Source organism: Caulobacter sp. GW821-FHT12D05 (assembly GCF_058807295.1).
In genome coordinates this window covers 487,620-504,168 of the sequence record NZ_JBXAQO010000003.1, presented here as the reverse complement: position 1 = coordinate 504,168, position 16,549 = coordinate 487,620, and the positions used below count along the sequence as shown (strand labels likewise).

The window sequence follows — 16,549 nt, the reverse complement described above, 5'->3', positions numbered from 1 at the left end:
AAAAGCGCCAGGGTGAAAGAAAACAACCGTTTGGAGCCGGGGAGCAAGCATGACGCATACGGCAAGCGAGACCCTCATTCTCCCCGGCCTGACCGGTCTGCTGCGTGAAGCCGCCGACGCGGCCGGGCTGTTCGTGGCCGAGGCCAAGCCGCAGATCCTGGCCCACATCGCGCCGGATGGCGAAAAGATCGACCGCAAGCTGGCCGACATCCACCAGCACCGGGTCCACGGCTACGGCTGGTACGCCGCCTATGCCGAGCTGCTGAACCAGGTCGCCGGCTGGGCCGAGCGGCTGCAGGACGAGGGCCGGTTCGGCGAGATCGAGGCCCTGCTGGCCCAGCTGCTGTTCTCCGAATACTGCGCCCAGTTGGTCGGCGGCGTGCCGATGAACCAGGGCGAGATCGTCCGGCCGGCCCACCTCGTGGAAGACCGCGCGGTGCTGAACCGGCTCTATTCCAACGGCCTGATGAAGCTGATGGTCGAGGGCGGGACGCAGGCCGTGAAGACCCGCGTCGCCCAGCATCTGTCGCAGGCGCGCGGCAAGCCGACGCTGGAACAGACCGGTCTCGACGAGACCTTCGAGATGATCCGCGACCAGTTCCACGCTTTCGCGGAGGAAAAGGTCACCCCCTTCGCTCACGAGTGGCACCTGAAGGACCAGCTGATCCCGATCGAGCTGGTCGAGGAGCTGGGCGCCCTGGGCGTGTTCGGCCTGACCATCCCGGAAGAGTTCGGCGGCAGCGGCATGGGCAAGACCGCCATGTGCGTGGTGTCCGAGGAGCTGTCGCGCGCCTGGATCGGCGTCGGCTCGCTGGCCACCCGCTCGGAAATCGCCGGCGAGCTGATCCTGACCGGCGGCACCGACGCCCAGAAGGAGTACTGGCTGCCGAAGATCGCCAGCGCCGAGATCCTGCCGACCGCCGTCTTCACCGAACCCAATACCGGCAGCGACCTGGGTAGCTTGCGGACGCGAGCCGAGCTGAAGGGCGACCAATATGTGGTGACCGGCGCCAAGACCTGGATCACCCACGCCGCCCGCGCCGACGTCATGACCCTGCTGGTCCGCACCGACCCGGCCACCACCGACTATCGCGGCCTGTCCATGCTGCTGGCCCCGAAGCCGCGCGGCTTGGAAGGCGACGACTTCCCCGCCCAGGGCATGAGCGGCGGCGAGATCGGGGTGATCGGCTATCGCGGCATGAAGGAGTTCGAGCTGGGCTTCGACGGGTTCGAGGTCCCGGCCGAGAACCTGCTGGGCGGGGTCCCCGGCCAGGGTTTCAAGCAGCTGATGGCCACTTTCGAGAGCGCCCGCATCCAGACCGCCGCCCGCGCGGTCGGCGTCGCCCAGGCGGCGCTGGAGACGGGCCTGGCCTACGCGCTGGACCGCCAGCAGTTCGGCCAGGCGATCTTCGACTTCCCCCGGGTCTCCAACAAGCTGGCCATGATGGCCGCCGAGATCATGGGCGTGCGCCAGCTGACCTACTACGCCGCCCGCCAGAAGGACGAGGGCAAGCGGTGTGATCTCGAGGCCGGCATGGCCAAGCTGGTCGCGGCGCGCGTGGCCTGGGCGGCGGCGGACAACGCCTTGCAGATCCACGGGGGGAACGGGTTCGCGATGGAGTATGCGGCCAGCCGGCTGCTGGCCGATGCGCGGATCCTCAACATCTTCGAGGGCGCGGGCGAGATCCAGGCGCAGGTGATCGCCAGGAGATTATTGGATGGCGCCAACTAAGCTCCCTCTCTCTTAGAGAGAGGGTTGGGGTGAGTGGTTACGGCGTCAGCCGGAGTGCCGGCACGCCGTCCACCGGCGTACCCACTCACCCTCCCATTGCTGCGCAATGGGCCCCTCCCTCTCTCCATGAGAGAGGGATGATAATTGCGCCTTGTCCGCTGGCCGAGCATCGGAATAGCCTCGCGACCTTCACCGTAAGGACCGCCCATGCTCGCCACGACCCGCCGCACCGCTCTTGTCTCGGCCCTCGCGACCACGGGTCTGGCGGCGTTTGGCAGTCGGGCCTTCGCTCAGGAGACCGGCTCGGTCGCCGTCGCCGTGGACAAGCTGGCGCAGGACGTCATGGCCGCCTTCCCCGACCAGCCGGGCCTGGGGATCACCGTGGTCGAGAAGGGCAAGGTCACCCTGGCCAAGGGTTATGGCGTCAAGACGCTGGGCCAGCCGGACCGCTGCGACGAGAACACCATCTTCGGCATCGCCTCCAACACCAAGGCCATGACCGCGGCCCTGATCGCCATGCTGGTCGAGGAGGGCAAGCTGGCCTGGGACGATCCGGTGACCAAGCACCTGCCGGCCTTCCAGATGAGCGATCCCGTCATCACCAAGCTGATGACCGTCCGCGACCTGCTGGTCCACCGCAGCGGCCTCTCCCTCGGCGCGGGCGACCTGATGATCTGGCCCGACCCGACCCACACCCGCGCCGACATCGTGGCGGGGCTGAAGTACCTGCCGATCAGCGGCCAGTTCCGGGGCGGCTACGCCTATGACAACGTGCTCTATGTCGCCGCCGGGGCGGTGATCGAGGCGGTCACCGGCCAGTCGTGGGAAGCGGTGATCAAGGCCCGGATCTTCGATCCCCTGGCCATGACCAGCACGGTTTCCAGCCCCTCGCTGGTCGACAAGTCCCGCCGCGCCGCGCCGCATGCGCGCCTGGGTCCGCCCGTCCGGGGCCTGGGTCCGCAGACGGTGCTGCCGTTCGACAACAGTTTCGCCTCGGCCGCCCCCGCCGGCGGGGTCAATTCCACGCCCAAGGACATCGCCCAGTGGATGATGGTCCAGCTGGGGCTGGGCATGACCCCCAGCGGCAAGCGCCTGTGGGGCGAGCCCTCGGCCCGCGAGATGTGGAAGCCGCACACCCTCACCGCCTGGGCCGACGGTCCCAGCGACGAGAACCCGGTGCGCCCGTCGATGCAGGCCTATGGCCTGGGCTGGTTCGTCCAGGACCACCGGGGCGAGCGGCTGCTGTGGCACACCGGCGGCCTGGCCGGCTTCATCTCGTATACCGGCCTGCTGCCGGGCCGGAAGTCGGGCATCATGATCATGACCAACGCCGAGGAGACGCCGGTCCTGCGCACCCTGCGCTACGGCGGTCCCGACCGGCTGCAGGGCCGCAACGACTTCGACTGGATCGCGTCGTCCAAGCGGGTCCAGGCCCAGGCGGACGCCGACACGATCAAGGACGCCGCCCGCGCCACCACCACCGCCACGCCCGGCGGGGCCAAGCCCAGCCTGCCGCTGGCCGCCTATGCCGGCGTCTATCGTGATCCCTGGTACGGCACGGTGACGATCACCGTCGTCGGAAAGGGCAAGAAACAGGGCCTGCACGTCGCGTTCGACAAGACCCCGGCCCTGCGCGGCAAGCTGGATCCGTTCGACGGCGAGATGTTCAAGACCACGTTCGACGACCGCACCCAGGAGGACGCCTTCCTGACCTTCGACCTGAAGGACGGCAAGGTGGTTTCGGCCCTGGTCAAGGCGGTCTCGCCGCTGGCCGACTTCAGCTACGACTATCAGGACCTGCGGCTGTCGAAGATCAATTAGCGGCTCAATTGCAAAGCTTCGGAACTCGCCCCCAACAGCCGCGTTGTCGAATGAGTTTGGGGGTGGGTTTGCTCTAGGCGATACGGTCAAGGTTTGGCCGCCGCCCCTCACCCCCAAACGCCAGTCAACGCACGTGGGGGTGCATGCATATGCAAGGCGTTATGGAGCGGTCCGCCAGTGGCCGCGAGCTCGACGGCCATCAGCTGCTGGCGGCGCTGCGCGCGTTCCGCCGCGGCGACTTCTCGGTCCGCCTGCCGACCGACCTGTCGGGGCTGGACGGCGAGCTGGCCGAGGCCTTCAACGATGCTGTCGATCTAAACGACCGGATCTCCAAAGAGTTCGAACGGCTGCGCGACGTGGTCGGCCGCCAGGGCAAGATCAACCAGCGCGCCCAGCTGCCGGGCGCCGTGGGCGCCTGGGCCGAGAGCGTCGAGGCCGTCAACAGCCTGATCACCGACATGGTGCACCCGACCGCCGAAATGGCCCGCGTCATTGGCGCCGTGGCCAATGGCGACCTTTCCCAGACCATGGACCTGGAGAACGAGGACCGACCCCTGCGCGGCGAGTTCCTGCGCACCGGCAAGGTCGTCAACACCATGGTGGGCCAGCTGGGCAGCTTCGCCTCGGAAGTCACCCGCGTGGCGCGGGAAGTCGGCACCGAGGGCAAGCTGGGCGGCCAGGCCCAGGTCAAGGGCGTCACCGGCGCCTGGAAGGACCTCACCGACAACGTCAACCTGATGGCCGGCAACCTGACCGGCCAGGTCCGCAACATCGCCGAAGTGACCACCGCCGTCGCCAACGGCGACTTGAGCCGTAAGATCACCGTCGACGTGAAGGGCGAGGTGCTGGAGCTGAAGAACACCATCAACACCATGGTGGACCAGCTCAACAGCTTCGCCTCGGAAGTGACCCGCGTGGCCCGGGAAGTGGGCACGGAAGGCAAGCTGGGCGGCCAGGCCCAGGTGAAGGGCGTCACCGGCGCCTGGAAGGAGCTGACCGACAACGTCAACCTGATGGCCGGCAACCTGACAGGCCAGGTCCGCAACATCGCCGAGGTGACCACCGCCGTGGCCCGCGGCGACCTCTCCAAGAAGATCACCGTCGACGTGCGCGGCGAAATCCTGGAGCTGAAGGACACCATCAACACCATGGTGGACCAGCTGAACGGCTTCGCCTCGGAAGTGACCCGCGTGGCGCGCGAAGTCGGCACGGAAGGCAAGCTGGGCGGCCAGGCGCGCGTGGAAGGCGTCGCCGGCACCTGGAAGGACCTGACCGACAACGTCAACTTCATGGCCGCCAACCTGACCGGCCAGGTGCGCAACATCGCCGAGGTGACGACCGCCGTCGCCAATGGCGACCTCTCCAAGAAGATCACCGTCGACGTGAAGGGCGAGATCCTCGAACTCAAGTCGACCATCAACGTCATGGTCGATCAGCTGAACGCCTTCGCCTCGGAAGTGACGCGCGTGGCCCGCGAAGTCGGCACCGAAGGCAAGCTGGGCGGCCAGGCCAACGTCACCGGCGTGGGCGGCACCTGGAAGGAGCTGACCGACAACGTCAACCTGATGGCCGGCAACCTGACCGGCCAGGTCCGTAACATCGCCGAGGTGACCACCGCCGTCGCCATGGGCGACCTGTCCAAGAAGATCACCGTCGACGTGAAGGGCGAGATCCTGGAGCTGAAGAACACCATCAACACCATGGTGGACCAGCTCAACTCGTTCAGCTCGGAAGTGACCCGCGTGGCCCGCGAAGTCGGCACGGAAGGCAAGCTGGGCGGCCAGGCCCAGGTCAAGGGCGTCACCGGCGCCTGGAAGGACCTGACCGACAACGTCAACTTCATGGCCGCCAACCTGACCGGCCAGGTCCGCAACATCGCCGACGTCACGACCGCCGTGGCCAATGGCGACCTCTCCAAGAAGATCACCGTCGACGTGAAAGGCGAGATCCTGGAGCTGAAGTCGACCATCAACATCATGGTCGACCAGCTGAACGCCTTCGCCTCGGAAGTGACTCGTGTGGCCCGCGAAGTCGGCACCGAAGGCAAGCTGGGCGGCCAGGCCCAGGTGAAGGGCGTCGGCGGCGCCTGGAAGGAACTGACCGACAACGTCAACCTGATGGCCGGCAACCTGACCGGCCAGGTCCGCAACATCGCCGAGGTGACCACCGCCGTCGCCATGGGCGACTTGTCCAAGAAGATCACCGTCGACGTGAAGGGCGAGATCCTGGAGCTGAAGAACACCATCAACGTCATGGTGGACCAGCTGAACAGCTTCTCGTCGGAAGTGACCCGCGTGGCGCGGGAAGTCGGCACCGAAGGCAAGCTGGGCGGCCAGGCTCAGGTGAAGGGCGTGACCGGCGCCTGGAAGGACCTGACCGACAACGTCAACTTCATGGCCGCCAACCTGACCGGCCAGGTCCGCAACATCGCCGACGTGACGACCGCCGTCGCCAAGGGCGACCTTTCCAAGAAGATCACCGTCGACGTGAAGGGCGAGATCCTTGAACTGAAGTCGACCATCAACGTCATGGTCGATCAGCTGAACGGCTTCGCCAGCGAAGTGACCCGTCTGGCCCGCGAAGTGGGTACGGAAGGCAAGCTGGGCGGCCAGGCCCAGGTGCCCGGCGTGGCCGGCACCTGGAAGGACCTGACTGACAACGTCAACATGATGGCCGCCAACCTGACCGGCCAGGTCCGGAACATCGCCGACGTCGTGACCTCGGTCGCGCAAGGCAACCTCAAGCGCAAGCTGACCCTGGACGCCAAGGGCGAGATCGCCTCGCTGGCCGACACCATCAACGGCATGATCGAGACCCTGGCCACCTTCGCCGACCAGGTGACCAACGTGGCCCGTGAAGTGGGTTCGGAAGGCAAGCTGGGCGGCCAGGCCCGCGTGCCCGGGGCCGCGGGCCTGTGGCGCGACCTGACCGACAACGTCAACGAGCTGGCCGCCAACCTGACCACCCAGGTCCGCGCCATCGCCGAGGTGTCGACGGCCGTGACCAAGGGCGACCTGACGCGGTCGATCACCGTGGAAGCCTCGGGCGAAGTGGCCGCGCTCAAGGACAACATCAACGAGATGATCCGTAACCTGAAGGATCAGACTCTGAAGAACACCGAGCAGGACTGGCTGAAGACCAACCTGGCCCGGTTCAGCCGCATGCTGCAGGGCGAGCGCGACCTGTCGACCGTGTCGAACCTGGTCCTCTCCGAGCTGGCCCCGCTGATCAACGCCCAGCACGGGGTGTTCTACGTCTCCGACACCAACGAGGCCGGCGAGGCGGTGCTGAACCTGGCCGCCAGCTATGCCGGCAATCGCCGCAAGCCCCCGGCGGGCCAGCTGCACCTGCGCGAAGGCCTGATCGGTCAGTGCGCGGCCGAGAAGGAACGCATCCTGCTGACCAACGTCCCCAAGGACTACGTCAAGGTCAGCTCAGGACTCGGCGAAAGCGCCCCGCGCAGCATCATCGTCCTGCCCGCCCTGTTCGAAGGCGAGCTGAAGGCGGTGATCGAGCTGGCCAGCTTCGGCGAGTTCAACGAGACCCAGCAGGCGTTCCTGGACCAGCTGATGGAATCCATCGGCATCGTGCTGTCGACCATCGCCGCCAACATGCGGACCGAAGGCCTGCTGGAACAATCCCAGCTGCTGACCTCGGAACTGCAGGCTCAACAGGAAGAGCTGAAAAAGACCAACGACCGCCTCGAACTGCAGGCCACCAGCCTCCGCCAATCCGAGGAACTGCTGCGCTCCAAACAGGACGAGCTGCAGACCACCAACGCCGAACTGGAGGACAAGGCCGTCCTGCTGTCGGCCCAGAACAAGCAGGTGGAAGCCAAGAACGCCGAGGTCGAACAGGCCAAGGCGGCGCTGGAGGAGAAGGCCGAACAGCTGGCCCTGACCTCCAAGTACAAGTCCGAATTCCTGGCCAATATGAGCCACGAACTGCGCACGCCGCTGAACAGCCTGCTTATCCTGTCGAAGATGCTCAGCGAGAACGCGCAGGGCAACCTCAGCGACAAGCAGGTGGAGTTCTCTAAGAACATCCACTCGGCCGGCGCCGACCTCTTGGGCCTGATCAACGACATCCTCGACCTGTCCAAGATCGAAAGCGGCACCGTCACCCTGGACATCGGCCAGATGCCGTTCGCGTCCCTGCGCGACCAGACCCAGCGCACCTTCGCCCAGCTGGCCCAGGACAAAAAGCTGGACTTCGGCATCGACATCGACCCGGCCCTGCCGCCGGCCATGTACACCGACGACAAGCGCCTGCAGCAGGTCATCAAGAACCTGCTGTCCAACGCCTTCAAGTTCACCCAGGCCGGCTCGGTCAAGCTGGCCGTGCGCCGCGCCGAGTCCGGCTGGGCGCTGAGCAACGACCACCTGAACAAGGCCGGCCAGGTGCTGGCCTTCGAGGTCGCCGACACCGGCATCGGCATCCCCGAGGACAAGCAGCGGATCATCTTCGAGGCCTTCCAGCAGGCCGACGGCACCACCAGCCGCAAGTACGGCGGCACGGGCCTGGGCCTGTCGATCAGCCGCGAGATCACCCGCCTGCTGGGCGGTGAGCTGAAGGTCGTCTCAACCCCGGGCGAGGGCTCGACCTTCACCCTGTACCTGCCGCTGAACTTCAGCCCGACGGCCCAGCCCTCGCCGCTGCTGTCGCCGCGCGCGCCGTCCGCCCCGTCCTCGACCTTCACCTTCTCGACCGCCGACGCCCCGTCGTACGAGCCGGTCGAGAGCGTGATCGACGACCGCGACACGGTCACGCCCGAGGACCCGACCGTGCTGATCGTCGAGGATGATCCGCGCTTCGCCTCGATCCTGCTGGCCCTGGCCCGCGACAACGGCTTCAAGGGCGTGGTGACCAGCGAGGGCTCCTCGGTGCCGTCCCTGGCCCGCCGCTTCGCCCCCGAGGCCATCCTGCTGGATGTCGGCCTGCCCGACATGGACGGCCTGGCGCTGCTCGATCTGCTCAAGCGCACGCCCGAAACCCGGCACATCCCGGTGCAGGTGATCTCGGCCGACGATCGTGGCGGCCTGTCGCTGTCGATGGGCGCCCTGGGCTTCACCAGCAAGCCGGTCGAGCAGGAGGCGGTGGTTTCCACCCTGGACCGCGTGCGCCGCCTGGCCGACCAGCCCGAACGCACCCCGATCCTGGTCGGCGGCGACAAGACCACGGCCGAGCTGCTCAAGACCGTGTTCGGCACGGTCCGCACCGAGACCGCTCTCGACGCCCTGCCGCCCGAAGCCTTCACCGGCGAACAGGGCTGTCTGGTCGTGGCGGTGGGCGGCGGCTCCGTCGGCGCGACCCTGGACCTGCTCAAGCAACGCGGCGCGGTCTCGGGCTCGACGGTGCTCTATGCCGCCAGCGACCTGGACGCCGAGGACGAGCGCCGCCTGCGCCTGTCGGTCTTTACCGGCGCCGCCCGTATCGCCCGCACGGCCGAGCAGCTGATCGACCACGTGGCCCTGATCCAGCACGCCCCGGTCGAGCGCCTGCCCGACACGGCCCGCGCCATGCTGACCCGGACCAAGCACGCTGACGCAGTCCTGACCGGCCGCACCGCCGTGGTCATCGACGACGACATCCGCAACATCTTCTCCCTGGCCAGCGCCCTGGAGGAGTACGGCATCGAGCTGCGCTACGCCGAAAGCGGCCGCGCGGGGCTGGAACTGCTGGATAGCCTGCCCTCGGTCGACATGGTCCTCGTGGACATCATGATGCCCGACATGGACGGCTACGAGACCATGCGCGAGATCCGCTCGCGCTCGCGGTTCATGGACCTGCCGGTGGTGGCCGTCACCGCCAAGGCCATGAAGGGTGACCGCCAGAAGTGCATCCAGGCCGGGGCCTCGGACTATGTGTCCAAGCCCGTCGACCTGGACCAGCTGATCTCGGTCCTGCGGGTCTCGGTGCAGCGCGCCGACGCCCGTAAGATGGCCGGCGACAACATCGTGACCCTGGCCAGCCTCGCCCCGGCCGGCGCGCTCCAGTGAACATGATGACCTCCACCCCCGCGGTCCAGTTCCCGCCAGAGCCTGTCCCGGTCGACCGACCGCGGGCCAAGGTGCTGATCGTCGACGACGACGAGCGCAACGCCTTCGCCGCCAGCCAGGCGCTGGAGGCCCTGGGTCAGGAGCTGGTCATCGCCCGCTCGGGGCCCGAGGCGCTGCGCAAGCTGCTGCACGACGACTTCGCGGTGATCCTGCTGGACCTGCACATGCCCGGCATGGACGGCTACGAGACCGCCGCCCTGATCCGCGAGCGGCGCCGCACCCGCGACGTGCCGATCGTGTTCCTGACGGCGGTGTTCCGCGACGAAGGCCACATCTTCAAGGCCTATTCGGCCGGGGCCGTGGACGTGGTGTTCAAGCCGGTGGACCCGTTCATCCTGCGCTCCAAGGTGCAGGTGCTGGTCGACCTGCATCTGAAACGCGTCGAGCTGGCCAACGAGCTGGAGATCCGCCAGCGCCTGCTGGAAGAGAACGCCCGCGTCCAGGCCGAGAAGCTGGAGGCCGAGCGTTCGCTGCAGGCCAGCCTGCGCCGCCAGCAGGCCATCCAGCGCGCCCTGCCGATCGTGTTCTATTCGCGGATGGCCGATCCTCCGTATGCGGCCATTTCGGTCAGCGACAGCATCAAGGGCCTGACCGGCTACGACGCCGCCGACTTCACCGAGGACCCCGACTTCGGTTACGGCCAGGTCCATCCCGACGACCAGCACATCGTCGCGCGCGCCCAGGAAGAGGCCCGTCGGGCCGGCTCCTACACCTGCGAGTACCGCTGGCTGTGCGCCGACGGCACCTACAAGTCCTTGATCGATCAGGGCATTCTCAGCGAGGATCCCGACACCGGGGCGGCCGTGGTGTTCGGCACCCTGCTGGACAATACCGAGCGCCGCGCCCTGGAAGAGGCCCTGGGCCACGCCCGCAAGATGGAGACGGTCGGTCAGCTGACCGGCGGCGTCGCCCACGACTTCAACAACCTGCTGACCGTAATCCTGGGCAATGTCGACTTGATCCAGCGCCGCTGCGGCGAGGGTTTCGCCTTCGACCGCCAGGTGCGGGCCGTGCGCCAGGCCACCGAGCGCGGCGCGGCCCTGACCCGCCAGCTGCTGGCCTTCTCGCGTCGCCAACGCCTGGACCCGGCGGCCGTCGACCTGAACGACCTGGTCCGCGACTTCTCCCCCCTGATCAAGCAGGCGGTCGGCGAAGCGGTGTCGGTGCAGTGGGAGCCGGGCGAGGCCCCGGCCTTCGTCCATATCGACCCGGCCCAGATGGAAAGCGCCCTGCTGAACCTGGCCGTCAACGCCCGCGACGCCATGGACGGCGCCGGCGGCATCACCATCAGCATCCAGGCCGACCCGGCCGGCCGCCACCGCCTGGTGGTCCGCGACACCGGCCCCGGCATGGCCACCGACGTCGCCTCGCGGATCTTCGAGCCGTTCTTCACCACCAAGGACGTCGGCAAGGGCTCGGGCCTGGGCCTGTCGCAGGTCTATGGCTTCGTCCAGCAGTCGGGCGGCGAGGTGACGGTGGTCACCGCCCCTGGCGAAGGCGCGGCCTTCCAGATCACCCTGCCCGCCATCGCGGCCCCAGCGCCGGTCGAAGCCGCCCCGGTCACGCCCTCCGAAGATGCGACGGGTTCGGAGCATATCCTGGTGGTCGAGGACGACCCGGCCCTGCTGGCCCTGGCGGTCGATACGCTGGAGTCGCTGGGCTACCGTGTCACGACCGCCAACAACGCCGCCAGCGCCCTGCGCCGACTGAAGGGCGGCGCGGCCTTCGAGATGCTGTTCTCGGACGTGGTCATGCCCGGCGGCGTCAGCGGCCTGGACCTGGCCCGCAAGGCCCGGGTTGGCAATCCGGACCTGAAGGTGCTGCTGACCTCCGGCTTCATCGGCGAGGAGGCCATCGATTGGGCGGATGAATATCCGATGCTGGACAAGCCGTATGACTCGCCGTCGCTGGCCGCCAAGGTGCGGTCGGTGCTGGACGCTTAAGGCTACTCCGCCGCCACCGGCGTCCGCAGCACCTCGATGTCCCGCGCCGGCGGCAGGCCGTAGAGGCGGCGGTATTCCCGGCTGAACTGCGAGGGGCTCTGATAGCCGACATTGAAGCCGGCCGCTCCGACGTCCAGGCCCTCGACCAGCATCAGCCGGCGGGCCTCATAGAGCCGCAGCTGCTTCTGGTACTGCATCGGCGTCATGCCGGTGACGGCCTTGAAGTGGTGGTGCAGCGAGCTCTCGCTCATGCCCACATGGTCGGCCAAAGCCTCGATGCGCAGAGTGGCGGCGAAGTGGTCGCGCAGCCAGGCGACCGCGCGGGTGACGCGGTGCCCGTGGCCCTCGGCCAGGGTGATGTGCAGCAGCCGCGCGCCGCACGGACCGCTCAGCAGGTGATAGAGGATCTCCTGCTCGATCAGCGGAGCCAGGCCCGCCACGTCCTGGGGACGGTCCAGCAGGCGCAGCAGCCGCAGGGTGGCGTCCAGCAGGGCCGGCGCGGCCTTGGTGACCGCCACGCCACGGATCCCGTCGATCGGGGCGGCGGTCTCGGGCGGCAGGCGGCCCATCAGCTCGGCCAGCCGGGCCGGATTGATCTCGACCCCGACGCACAGGTGCGGCTCTGCCTCGGTGGCGTGGGTGATGCGCGAGGTCATCGGCATGTCCAGCGCCACCAGCAGGCAGTCGCCGACGCCGTAGTGCAGCTCGTCCTCGCCCAGCTTCACGCACTTGCGGCCCTGGGCGACCAGCCAGAAGGACGGCCTCTGATGGGCGTGCAGGGGCTGGGTGGGCGAGCTGCGCTTGACGATGAACAGGCCGTCGATCGGCGACTCGATCGCGTCCTCCTTGGCGTAACGGGCGACGATCTGGGCGATCTCGGCATAGACATCGGCAAGGGTGGGAGCGCTCAAGGGCTTGGTTTCCAAGGCTTTCGGACGGCTTCAGCTCTACGCCCCCGCGAGGCCGCCGAAAACCGCTCCGGCCGCGTTTTGCAGGATCGTGCATGAGCTTTGCAGGATCGGCATAACGGCGGCGCCTCGGCGCGTGGCACATCTCCGGTCGCCCGATCCTCCCCGATCGAGGCCTCCCACGCTTTCCAAGGAAAATCCCGAATGGCCACCGCTAAAGGCTATGCGGCCCCCGCCGCCGGCGCGCCCCTGGCGCCGTTCAGCTTCGAACGCCGCGCGCCCAATCCCGACGACGTCGTCATCTCGATCAAGTACTGCGGCGTCTGCCACTCCGACATCCACATGGTCGACAACGGCTGGGGCCAGAGCGTCTATCCGATCGTCCCCGGCCACGAGGTCGCGGGCGTCGTCACCGCCGTCGGCTCCAACGTCACCAAGTTCAAGGAAGGCGACCATGTCGGCGTCGGCTGCTTCGTCGACAGCTGCGTCACCTGCAAGGAAGCCCGCGACCTGGACCGCGAGCAGTACCAGCCGGGTCTGGTCCTGACCTACAGCGGCTTCGAGCCGGGTTCGGACACCCCGACCTATGGCGGCTATTCCGACCACATGGTGGTCAAGGAAGACTACGTCCTGTCGATCCCCGGCAACCTAGCCCTGGACGCCGCCGCCCCGCTGCTGTGCGCCGGCATCACCCTGTACTCGCCCCTGCGCCACTGGAATGCCGGCCCCGGCAAGAAGGTCGCGATCCTGGGCATGGGCGGTCTTGGCCACATGGGCGTCAAGCTGGCCCACGCCATGGGCGCGGAAGTCACCGTGCTAAGCCAGACCCTGTCCAAGCAGGCCGACGGCCTGAAGATGGGCGCGGACCACTACTACGCCACCAGCGACGCGAAGACCTTCGAGACCCTGGCCGGTGAATTCGACCTGCTGATCTGCACCGTCTCGGCCGACATCGACTGGGGCAGCTACCTGAACCTCCTGAAGGTCGACGGGACCATGGTCCTGGTCGGCGCGCCGGAAGAGCCCGTGCCGCTGAACGCCTTCGCGCTGATCCCCGGCCGCCGCACCCTGGCCGGCTCGATGATCGGCTCGATCAAGGAAACCCAGGAGATGCTCGACTTCTGCGGCGCGAACAACATCGTCGCCGACATCGAGGTCATCGCCATCGATCAGATCAACGAGGCCTACAAGCGCATGGCCAAGAGCGACGTGCGCTACCGCTTCGTGATCGACATGGCGACGCTGTAAGGGCCTTCGCTATCCGCTGATCAAAAGGACCGCCGTGAGCTCACGCTCGCGGCGGTCTCTTGACGCCTCGGTATATGCACTTATATGCATATGCATCATGATGCAAACCGATCCCTTCGAAACCCTGGCCGACCCCAAGCGTCGCCTCATCATCGACGCGCTGCGCCATGGCGAGCGCCAGGTGAACGACATCGTCGAGGTCGCCGGCATCCACCAGTCCGGCGTCTCGCGCCACCTGCGGATCCTGCACGAGGCGGGGTTCGTTACGGTGCGCCCCGACGGCCAACGCCGCCTCTACGCCCTCAAGCCCGAACCCTTCCAGGAGCTCGAGGCCTGGCTGGCCGGCTACCGGCAGCTGTGGGAGGCCCGCCTCGACCGCTTCGGGGCCGCGCTCGAGAAACGCCAACAATCCAAGGAACCCAAGGCATGACCGACACCGCCGAACCCCAGGCCATCGTGGTCGTCGAACGCACCTACCGCGCCAGCGTCGAGGACCTGTGGGCCCTGTGGGCCACCAAGGACGGCTTCGAGTCGTGGTGGGGCCCGGAAGGCTTCCGCGTCGAGGTCCACGCCCTGGAGCCGCGCGAGGGCGGTAAGCTGACCTATGACATGATCGCCGACGCGCCCGACGCCATCGCGGCCATGAAGCAGATGGGCCAGCCGATCTCGCACAACACCCACGGCCGCTACACCACGTTCAAGCCGACGACGCGCCTCGTCCTGACCCACGACATCGACTTCGTGCCGGGCATGGAGACCTATGAGAGCGTCATCGAGGTCGACTTCTACCCCAAGGGCGAAGAGGCCCGCATGGTGGTCACCATCCACCCACACCGCGACCCGCACTGGACCAAGATGGCGGTCATGGGCTTCACCAGCCAGATCACCAAGCTGGACCGCAAGTACGGGTGGGAGGAGCGGCTCTAGCCGCCCCTACCGCGGCTTCCACCCCTCGGCGATCACGCCGATCTGCTTGTCCATCACCGCCGACATCTCGGCCGCCGGCAGGGTCCCGCCGGCGGCCGCCGTCATGCGGTAGTTCCAGGCATAGGCGGCCTTCAGCGTGTCGACGATCAGGCGCAGATCCAGGTCGCCCCGCACCTCGCCCTTGCGCACGCCCTCTTCCAGGACGTCCAGCAGCATCTGGGTCAGGCGCGGATTGCGGCCGTAGGGCGTGACGCCCGGGTCGTTGCTGGGATTATACGAGGCGGCGATGTGGGCCAGGAATAGCTTGGCCCGCCGGGTCTCGAACTCGTAGTGGATGGCGAAGATCGAGCACAGGCGGTCGGCCGTGCTGCCGCGCAGATACGGCACCACCCGGTCGAACTCGGCATAGAGCTCGCTCAACCGGTGGGTCATGACATGGCTCAGCACCTCCGCCTTGGAGGCGAAGGTGGTGAACACGCTACCGACGGAGACACCGGCCCGCTCCGCGATGGCGCGGATGGTGGTCTCCTCGTAGCCAACCTCGTTGAAGAGGTCTCGGGCGGCCTCAAGCACCCGTTCCCGGGTCGCCGCCTTTTGATCATCTCTTACGCCCACGCACGTCCCCCTCGAACACGCTAGCGTCATTGTTCAATCGCAGGCCGCCCCGTTCCCCCGAACGGAGCGACCTCCGGACTTGGTTAGGCGCGGGCCCCTGCGAAGATGACTTTCAGTTGTTCCGAAAGCCGCGCCAGCAGAGCCTCAACCGACCACCCGTCGTAGACGGCGCGGCGATAGTTGGCGACATACACGTCCCAGGTGATCTCAGCCAAGAGCTTGGCGTCGATATCTTTCTTCAACTGACCTTCTTCGACGCCGCGTTGCAGGGCGTCGGCGATCAGGCGGAAGATGTGCTTCAGATCCGTGCGGGCGCGGCGCTCGGCGGCTTCCGAACGGGTCCACGACACGGCGATGCTGGCGCGCAGCAGCGGCAGTTGCTCGACGTGGAAGCCGTAGGCGACGCCGAACAGACCCATCAGGGCTTCGTCGATCGTCTTGGCGGTGCGCGAGGCCTGGGTCATCTGGGCGTAGATGACTTCGTAGTCGGCGGTCAGGATTTCTTCGAACAGCTCCGACTTGTCGGCGAAGCTGGCGAACACGGCGCCGGTCGACATGCCGGCGGCCTGGGCGATGTCACGGATGGTGGCGCCTTCGTAGCCGCGCTCGCTGAACAGGCGGCGGGCGGCGGCCAGGACGCGCTCACGGGTGCGCTGCTTGGCCAGGGCCCGGCGGGTCAGCTTCACGGGCGAGTCGGTGGCCGGCTCGATATTGACGGACACAAAGCTCATGCGGCGGCCTCCAGACGGGCGAGAGCGGCCTCGGCGCGCTTCTCGAATTCAATGCAGTACTCGTCGACGACGTTTTGCAGGACGTCGGCATAACGGCGGGCCAGCTGGCGACCGTCTTGCGCGGCGTCGCGCAGGTCGGTGATCAGTTGGCGGACTTCGGCCATGGCTTCTTCGCGATCGTTCGCGGAGACGCCGGCGTTGGTCGAGAGCAGAGCGCTCTGGGCCATTGCGGTTAGCTCCTACCCCCGCTGGGGTGAGTGAATAAGCGTCGAACCGATCCGCGGTGGGGGAGGTTGATCATGTTCAACGAACGCGCACTGAAAATAGGAAGGCGGCGCAATAACGCCAGGGGAAGCGCATTGCAACCGCGAAAACGAACTCAAATCACCGAACTTTGGCGTACGGCATAGATATGGGAGCGCTCTCAAAGCGTCACTGCGACAAATGGGCTCACCGAACAGGTTCGCCGAATTGACTCAACGGACGATGGTCACCGAACTGAGTCGCTAACCTGAAGGCGCGTAACGCCCCAGCTTCCTTACGGCTCCGGGATGTATGGCTAAGC

Annotated in this window: 11 protein-coding genes; 7 read left to right on the top strand and 4 right to left on the bottom strand. The window is 67.2% G+C overall.

Annotation, left to right across the window (positions count from 1 at the left end):
* Nucleotides 1-49: 49 nt before the first annotated feature.
* The 4 genes from AC1RRR_RS15190 to AC1RRR_RS15175 all read left to right on the top strand — a co-directional run bounded on the left by AC1RRR_RS15190 (nucleotide 50) and on the right by AC1RRR_RS15175 (nucleotide 11,555).
* Complete coding sequence (locus AC1RRR_RS15190) at nucleotides 50-1,732, top strand: acyl-CoA dehydrogenase family protein (RefSeq protein WP_492814312.1); 1,683 nt, start codon at nucleotides 50-52, stop codon at nucleotides 1,730-1,732.
* 207 nt (nucleotides 1,733-1,939) lie between these two features.
* The gene (locus AC1RRR_RS15185) at nucleotides 1,940-3,553 is read left to right on the top strand and encodes a serine hydrolase (RefSeq protein WP_492814311.1); all 1,614 of its coding nucleotides are present in this window, start codon (nucleotides 1,940-1,942) and stop codon (nucleotides 3,551-3,553) included.
* Nucleotides 3,554-3,702: 149 nt separating this feature from the next.
* A complete protein-coding gene (locus AC1RRR_RS15180) occupies nucleotides 3,703-9,552 on the top strand; it encodes a HAMP domain-containing protein (RefSeq protein ID WP_492814310.1) in 5,850 nt (1,949 codons plus the stop codon).
* 2 nt (nucleotides 9,553-9,554) lie between these two features.
* Nucleotides 9,555-11,555 carry a response regulator gene (locus tag AC1RRR_RS15175; protein ID WP_492814308.1) on the top strand — a complete coding sequence of 667 codons (2,001 nt, stop codon included), beginning with the start codon at nucleotides 9,555-9,557 and terminating at the stop codon, nucleotides 11,553-11,555.
* Nucleotides 11,556-11,557: 2 nt separating this feature from the next.
* On the opposite strand, the gene AC1RRR_RS15170 is transcribed toward AC1RRR_RS15175, so the two are convergent.
* Complete coding sequence (locus tag AC1RRR_RS15170; RefSeq protein WP_492814307.1) at nucleotides 11,558-12,466, bottom strand: AraC family transcriptional regulator; 909 nt, start codon at nucleotides 12,464-12,466, stop codon at nucleotides 11,558-11,560.
* A 201-nt stretch (nucleotides 12,467-12,667) separates the two neighbouring features.
* On the opposite strand from AC1RRR_RS15170, the gene AC1RRR_RS15165 reads away from it, so the two are divergent.
* The 3 genes from AC1RRR_RS15165 to AC1RRR_RS15155 all read left to right on the top strand — a co-directional run bounded on the left by AC1RRR_RS15165 (nucleotide 12,668) and on the right by AC1RRR_RS15155 (nucleotide 14,638).
* Nucleotides 12,668-13,711, top strand: coding sequence for an NAD(P)-dependent alcohol dehydrogenase (locus AC1RRR_RS15165; RefSeq protein ID WP_492814306.1), 1,044 nt, complete (start codon nucleotides 12,668-12,670; stop codon nucleotides 13,709-13,711).
* Between the two features lie 97 nt (nucleotides 13,712-13,808).
* Nucleotides 13,809-14,141, top strand: a complete 333-nt coding sequence (locus tag AC1RRR_RS15160; RefSeq protein ID WP_492814304.1) for an ArsR/SmtB family transcription factor — start codon at nucleotides 13,809-13,811, stop codon at nucleotides 14,139-14,141.
* Nucleotides 14,138-14,638, top strand: a complete 501-nt coding sequence (locus AC1RRR_RS15155; protein ID WP_492814303.1) for an SRPBCC family protein — start codon at nucleotides 14,138-14,140, stop codon at nucleotides 14,636-14,638. Before AC1RRR_RS15160 ends, AC1RRR_RS15155 begins: the two co-directional genes overlap by 4 nt.
* Before the next feature lie 6 nt (nucleotides 14,639-14,644).
* Here the strand turns inward: AC1RRR_RS15155 and AC1RRR_RS15150 are convergent, their stop codons facing one another.
* The 3 genes from AC1RRR_RS15150 to AC1RRR_RS15140 all read right to left on the bottom strand — a co-directional run bounded on the left by AC1RRR_RS15150 (nucleotide 14,645) and on the right by AC1RRR_RS15140 (nucleotide 16,211).
* Nucleotides 14,645-15,253, bottom strand: a complete 609-nt coding sequence (locus AC1RRR_RS15150) for a TetR/AcrR family transcriptional regulator (protein ID WP_492814301.1) — start codon at nucleotides 15,251-15,253, stop codon at nucleotides 14,645-14,647.
* Nucleotides 15,254-15,336: 83 nt separating this feature from the next.
* Nucleotides 15,337-15,984, bottom strand: coding sequence for a TetR family transcriptional regulator (locus AC1RRR_RS15145; RefSeq protein ID WP_454758625.1), 648 nt, complete (start codon nucleotides 15,982-15,984; stop codon nucleotides 15,337-15,339).
* Nucleotides 15,981-16,211 carry a CC0731 family SpdR-regulated protein gene (locus AC1RRR_RS15140; protein WP_454714079.1) on the bottom strand — a complete coding sequence of 77 codons (231 nt, stop codon included), beginning with the start codon at nucleotides 16,209-16,211 and terminating at the stop codon, nucleotides 15,981-15,983. The genes AC1RRR_RS15145 and AC1RRR_RS15140 overlap by 4 nt, the downstream gene beginning before the upstream one ends.
* Between the last annotated feature and the right edge of the window lie 338 nt (nucleotides 16,212-16,549).

Excerpts from the sequence above, each read along its gene's own strand:
- AC1RRR_RS15175 (WP_492814308.1), top strand. The coding sequence starts at position 9,555 with ATGATGACCTCCACCCCCGCGGTCCAGTTCCCGCCAGAGCCTGTCCCG.
- AC1RRR_RS15140 (WP_454714079.1), bottom strand. The coding sequence starts at position 16,211 with ATGGCCCAGAGCGCTCTGCTCTCGACCAACGCCGGCGTCTCCGCGAAC.
- AC1RRR_RS15190 (WP_492814312.1), top strand. The coding sequence starts at position 50 with ATGACGCATACGGCAAGCGAGACCCTCATTCTCCCCGGCCTGACCGGT.
- AC1RRR_RS15155 (WP_492814303.1), top strand. The coding sequence starts at position 14,138 with ATGACCGACACCGCCGAACCCCAGGCCATCGTGGTCGTCGAACGCACC.
- AC1RRR_RS15165 (WP_492814306.1), top strand. The coding sequence starts at position 12,668 with ATGGCCACCGCTAAAGGCTATGCGGCCCCCGCCGCCGGCGCGCCCCTG.
- AC1RRR_RS15185 (WP_492814311.1), top strand. The coding sequence starts at position 1,940 with ATGCTCGCCACGACCCGCCGCACCGCTCTTGTCTCGGCCCTCGCGACC.
- AC1RRR_RS15145 (WP_454758625.1), bottom strand. The coding sequence starts at position 15,984 with ATGAGCTTTGTGTCCGTCAATATCGAGCCGGCCACCGACTCGCCCGTG.
- AC1RRR_RS15180 (WP_492814310.1), top strand. The coding sequence starts at position 3,703 with ATGCAAGGCGTTATGGAGCGGTCCGCCAGTGGCCGCGAGCTCGACGGC.
- AC1RRR_RS15160 (WP_492814304.1), top strand. The coding sequence starts at position 13,809 with ATGATGCAAACCGATCCCTTCGAAACCCTGGCCGACCCCAAGCGTCGC.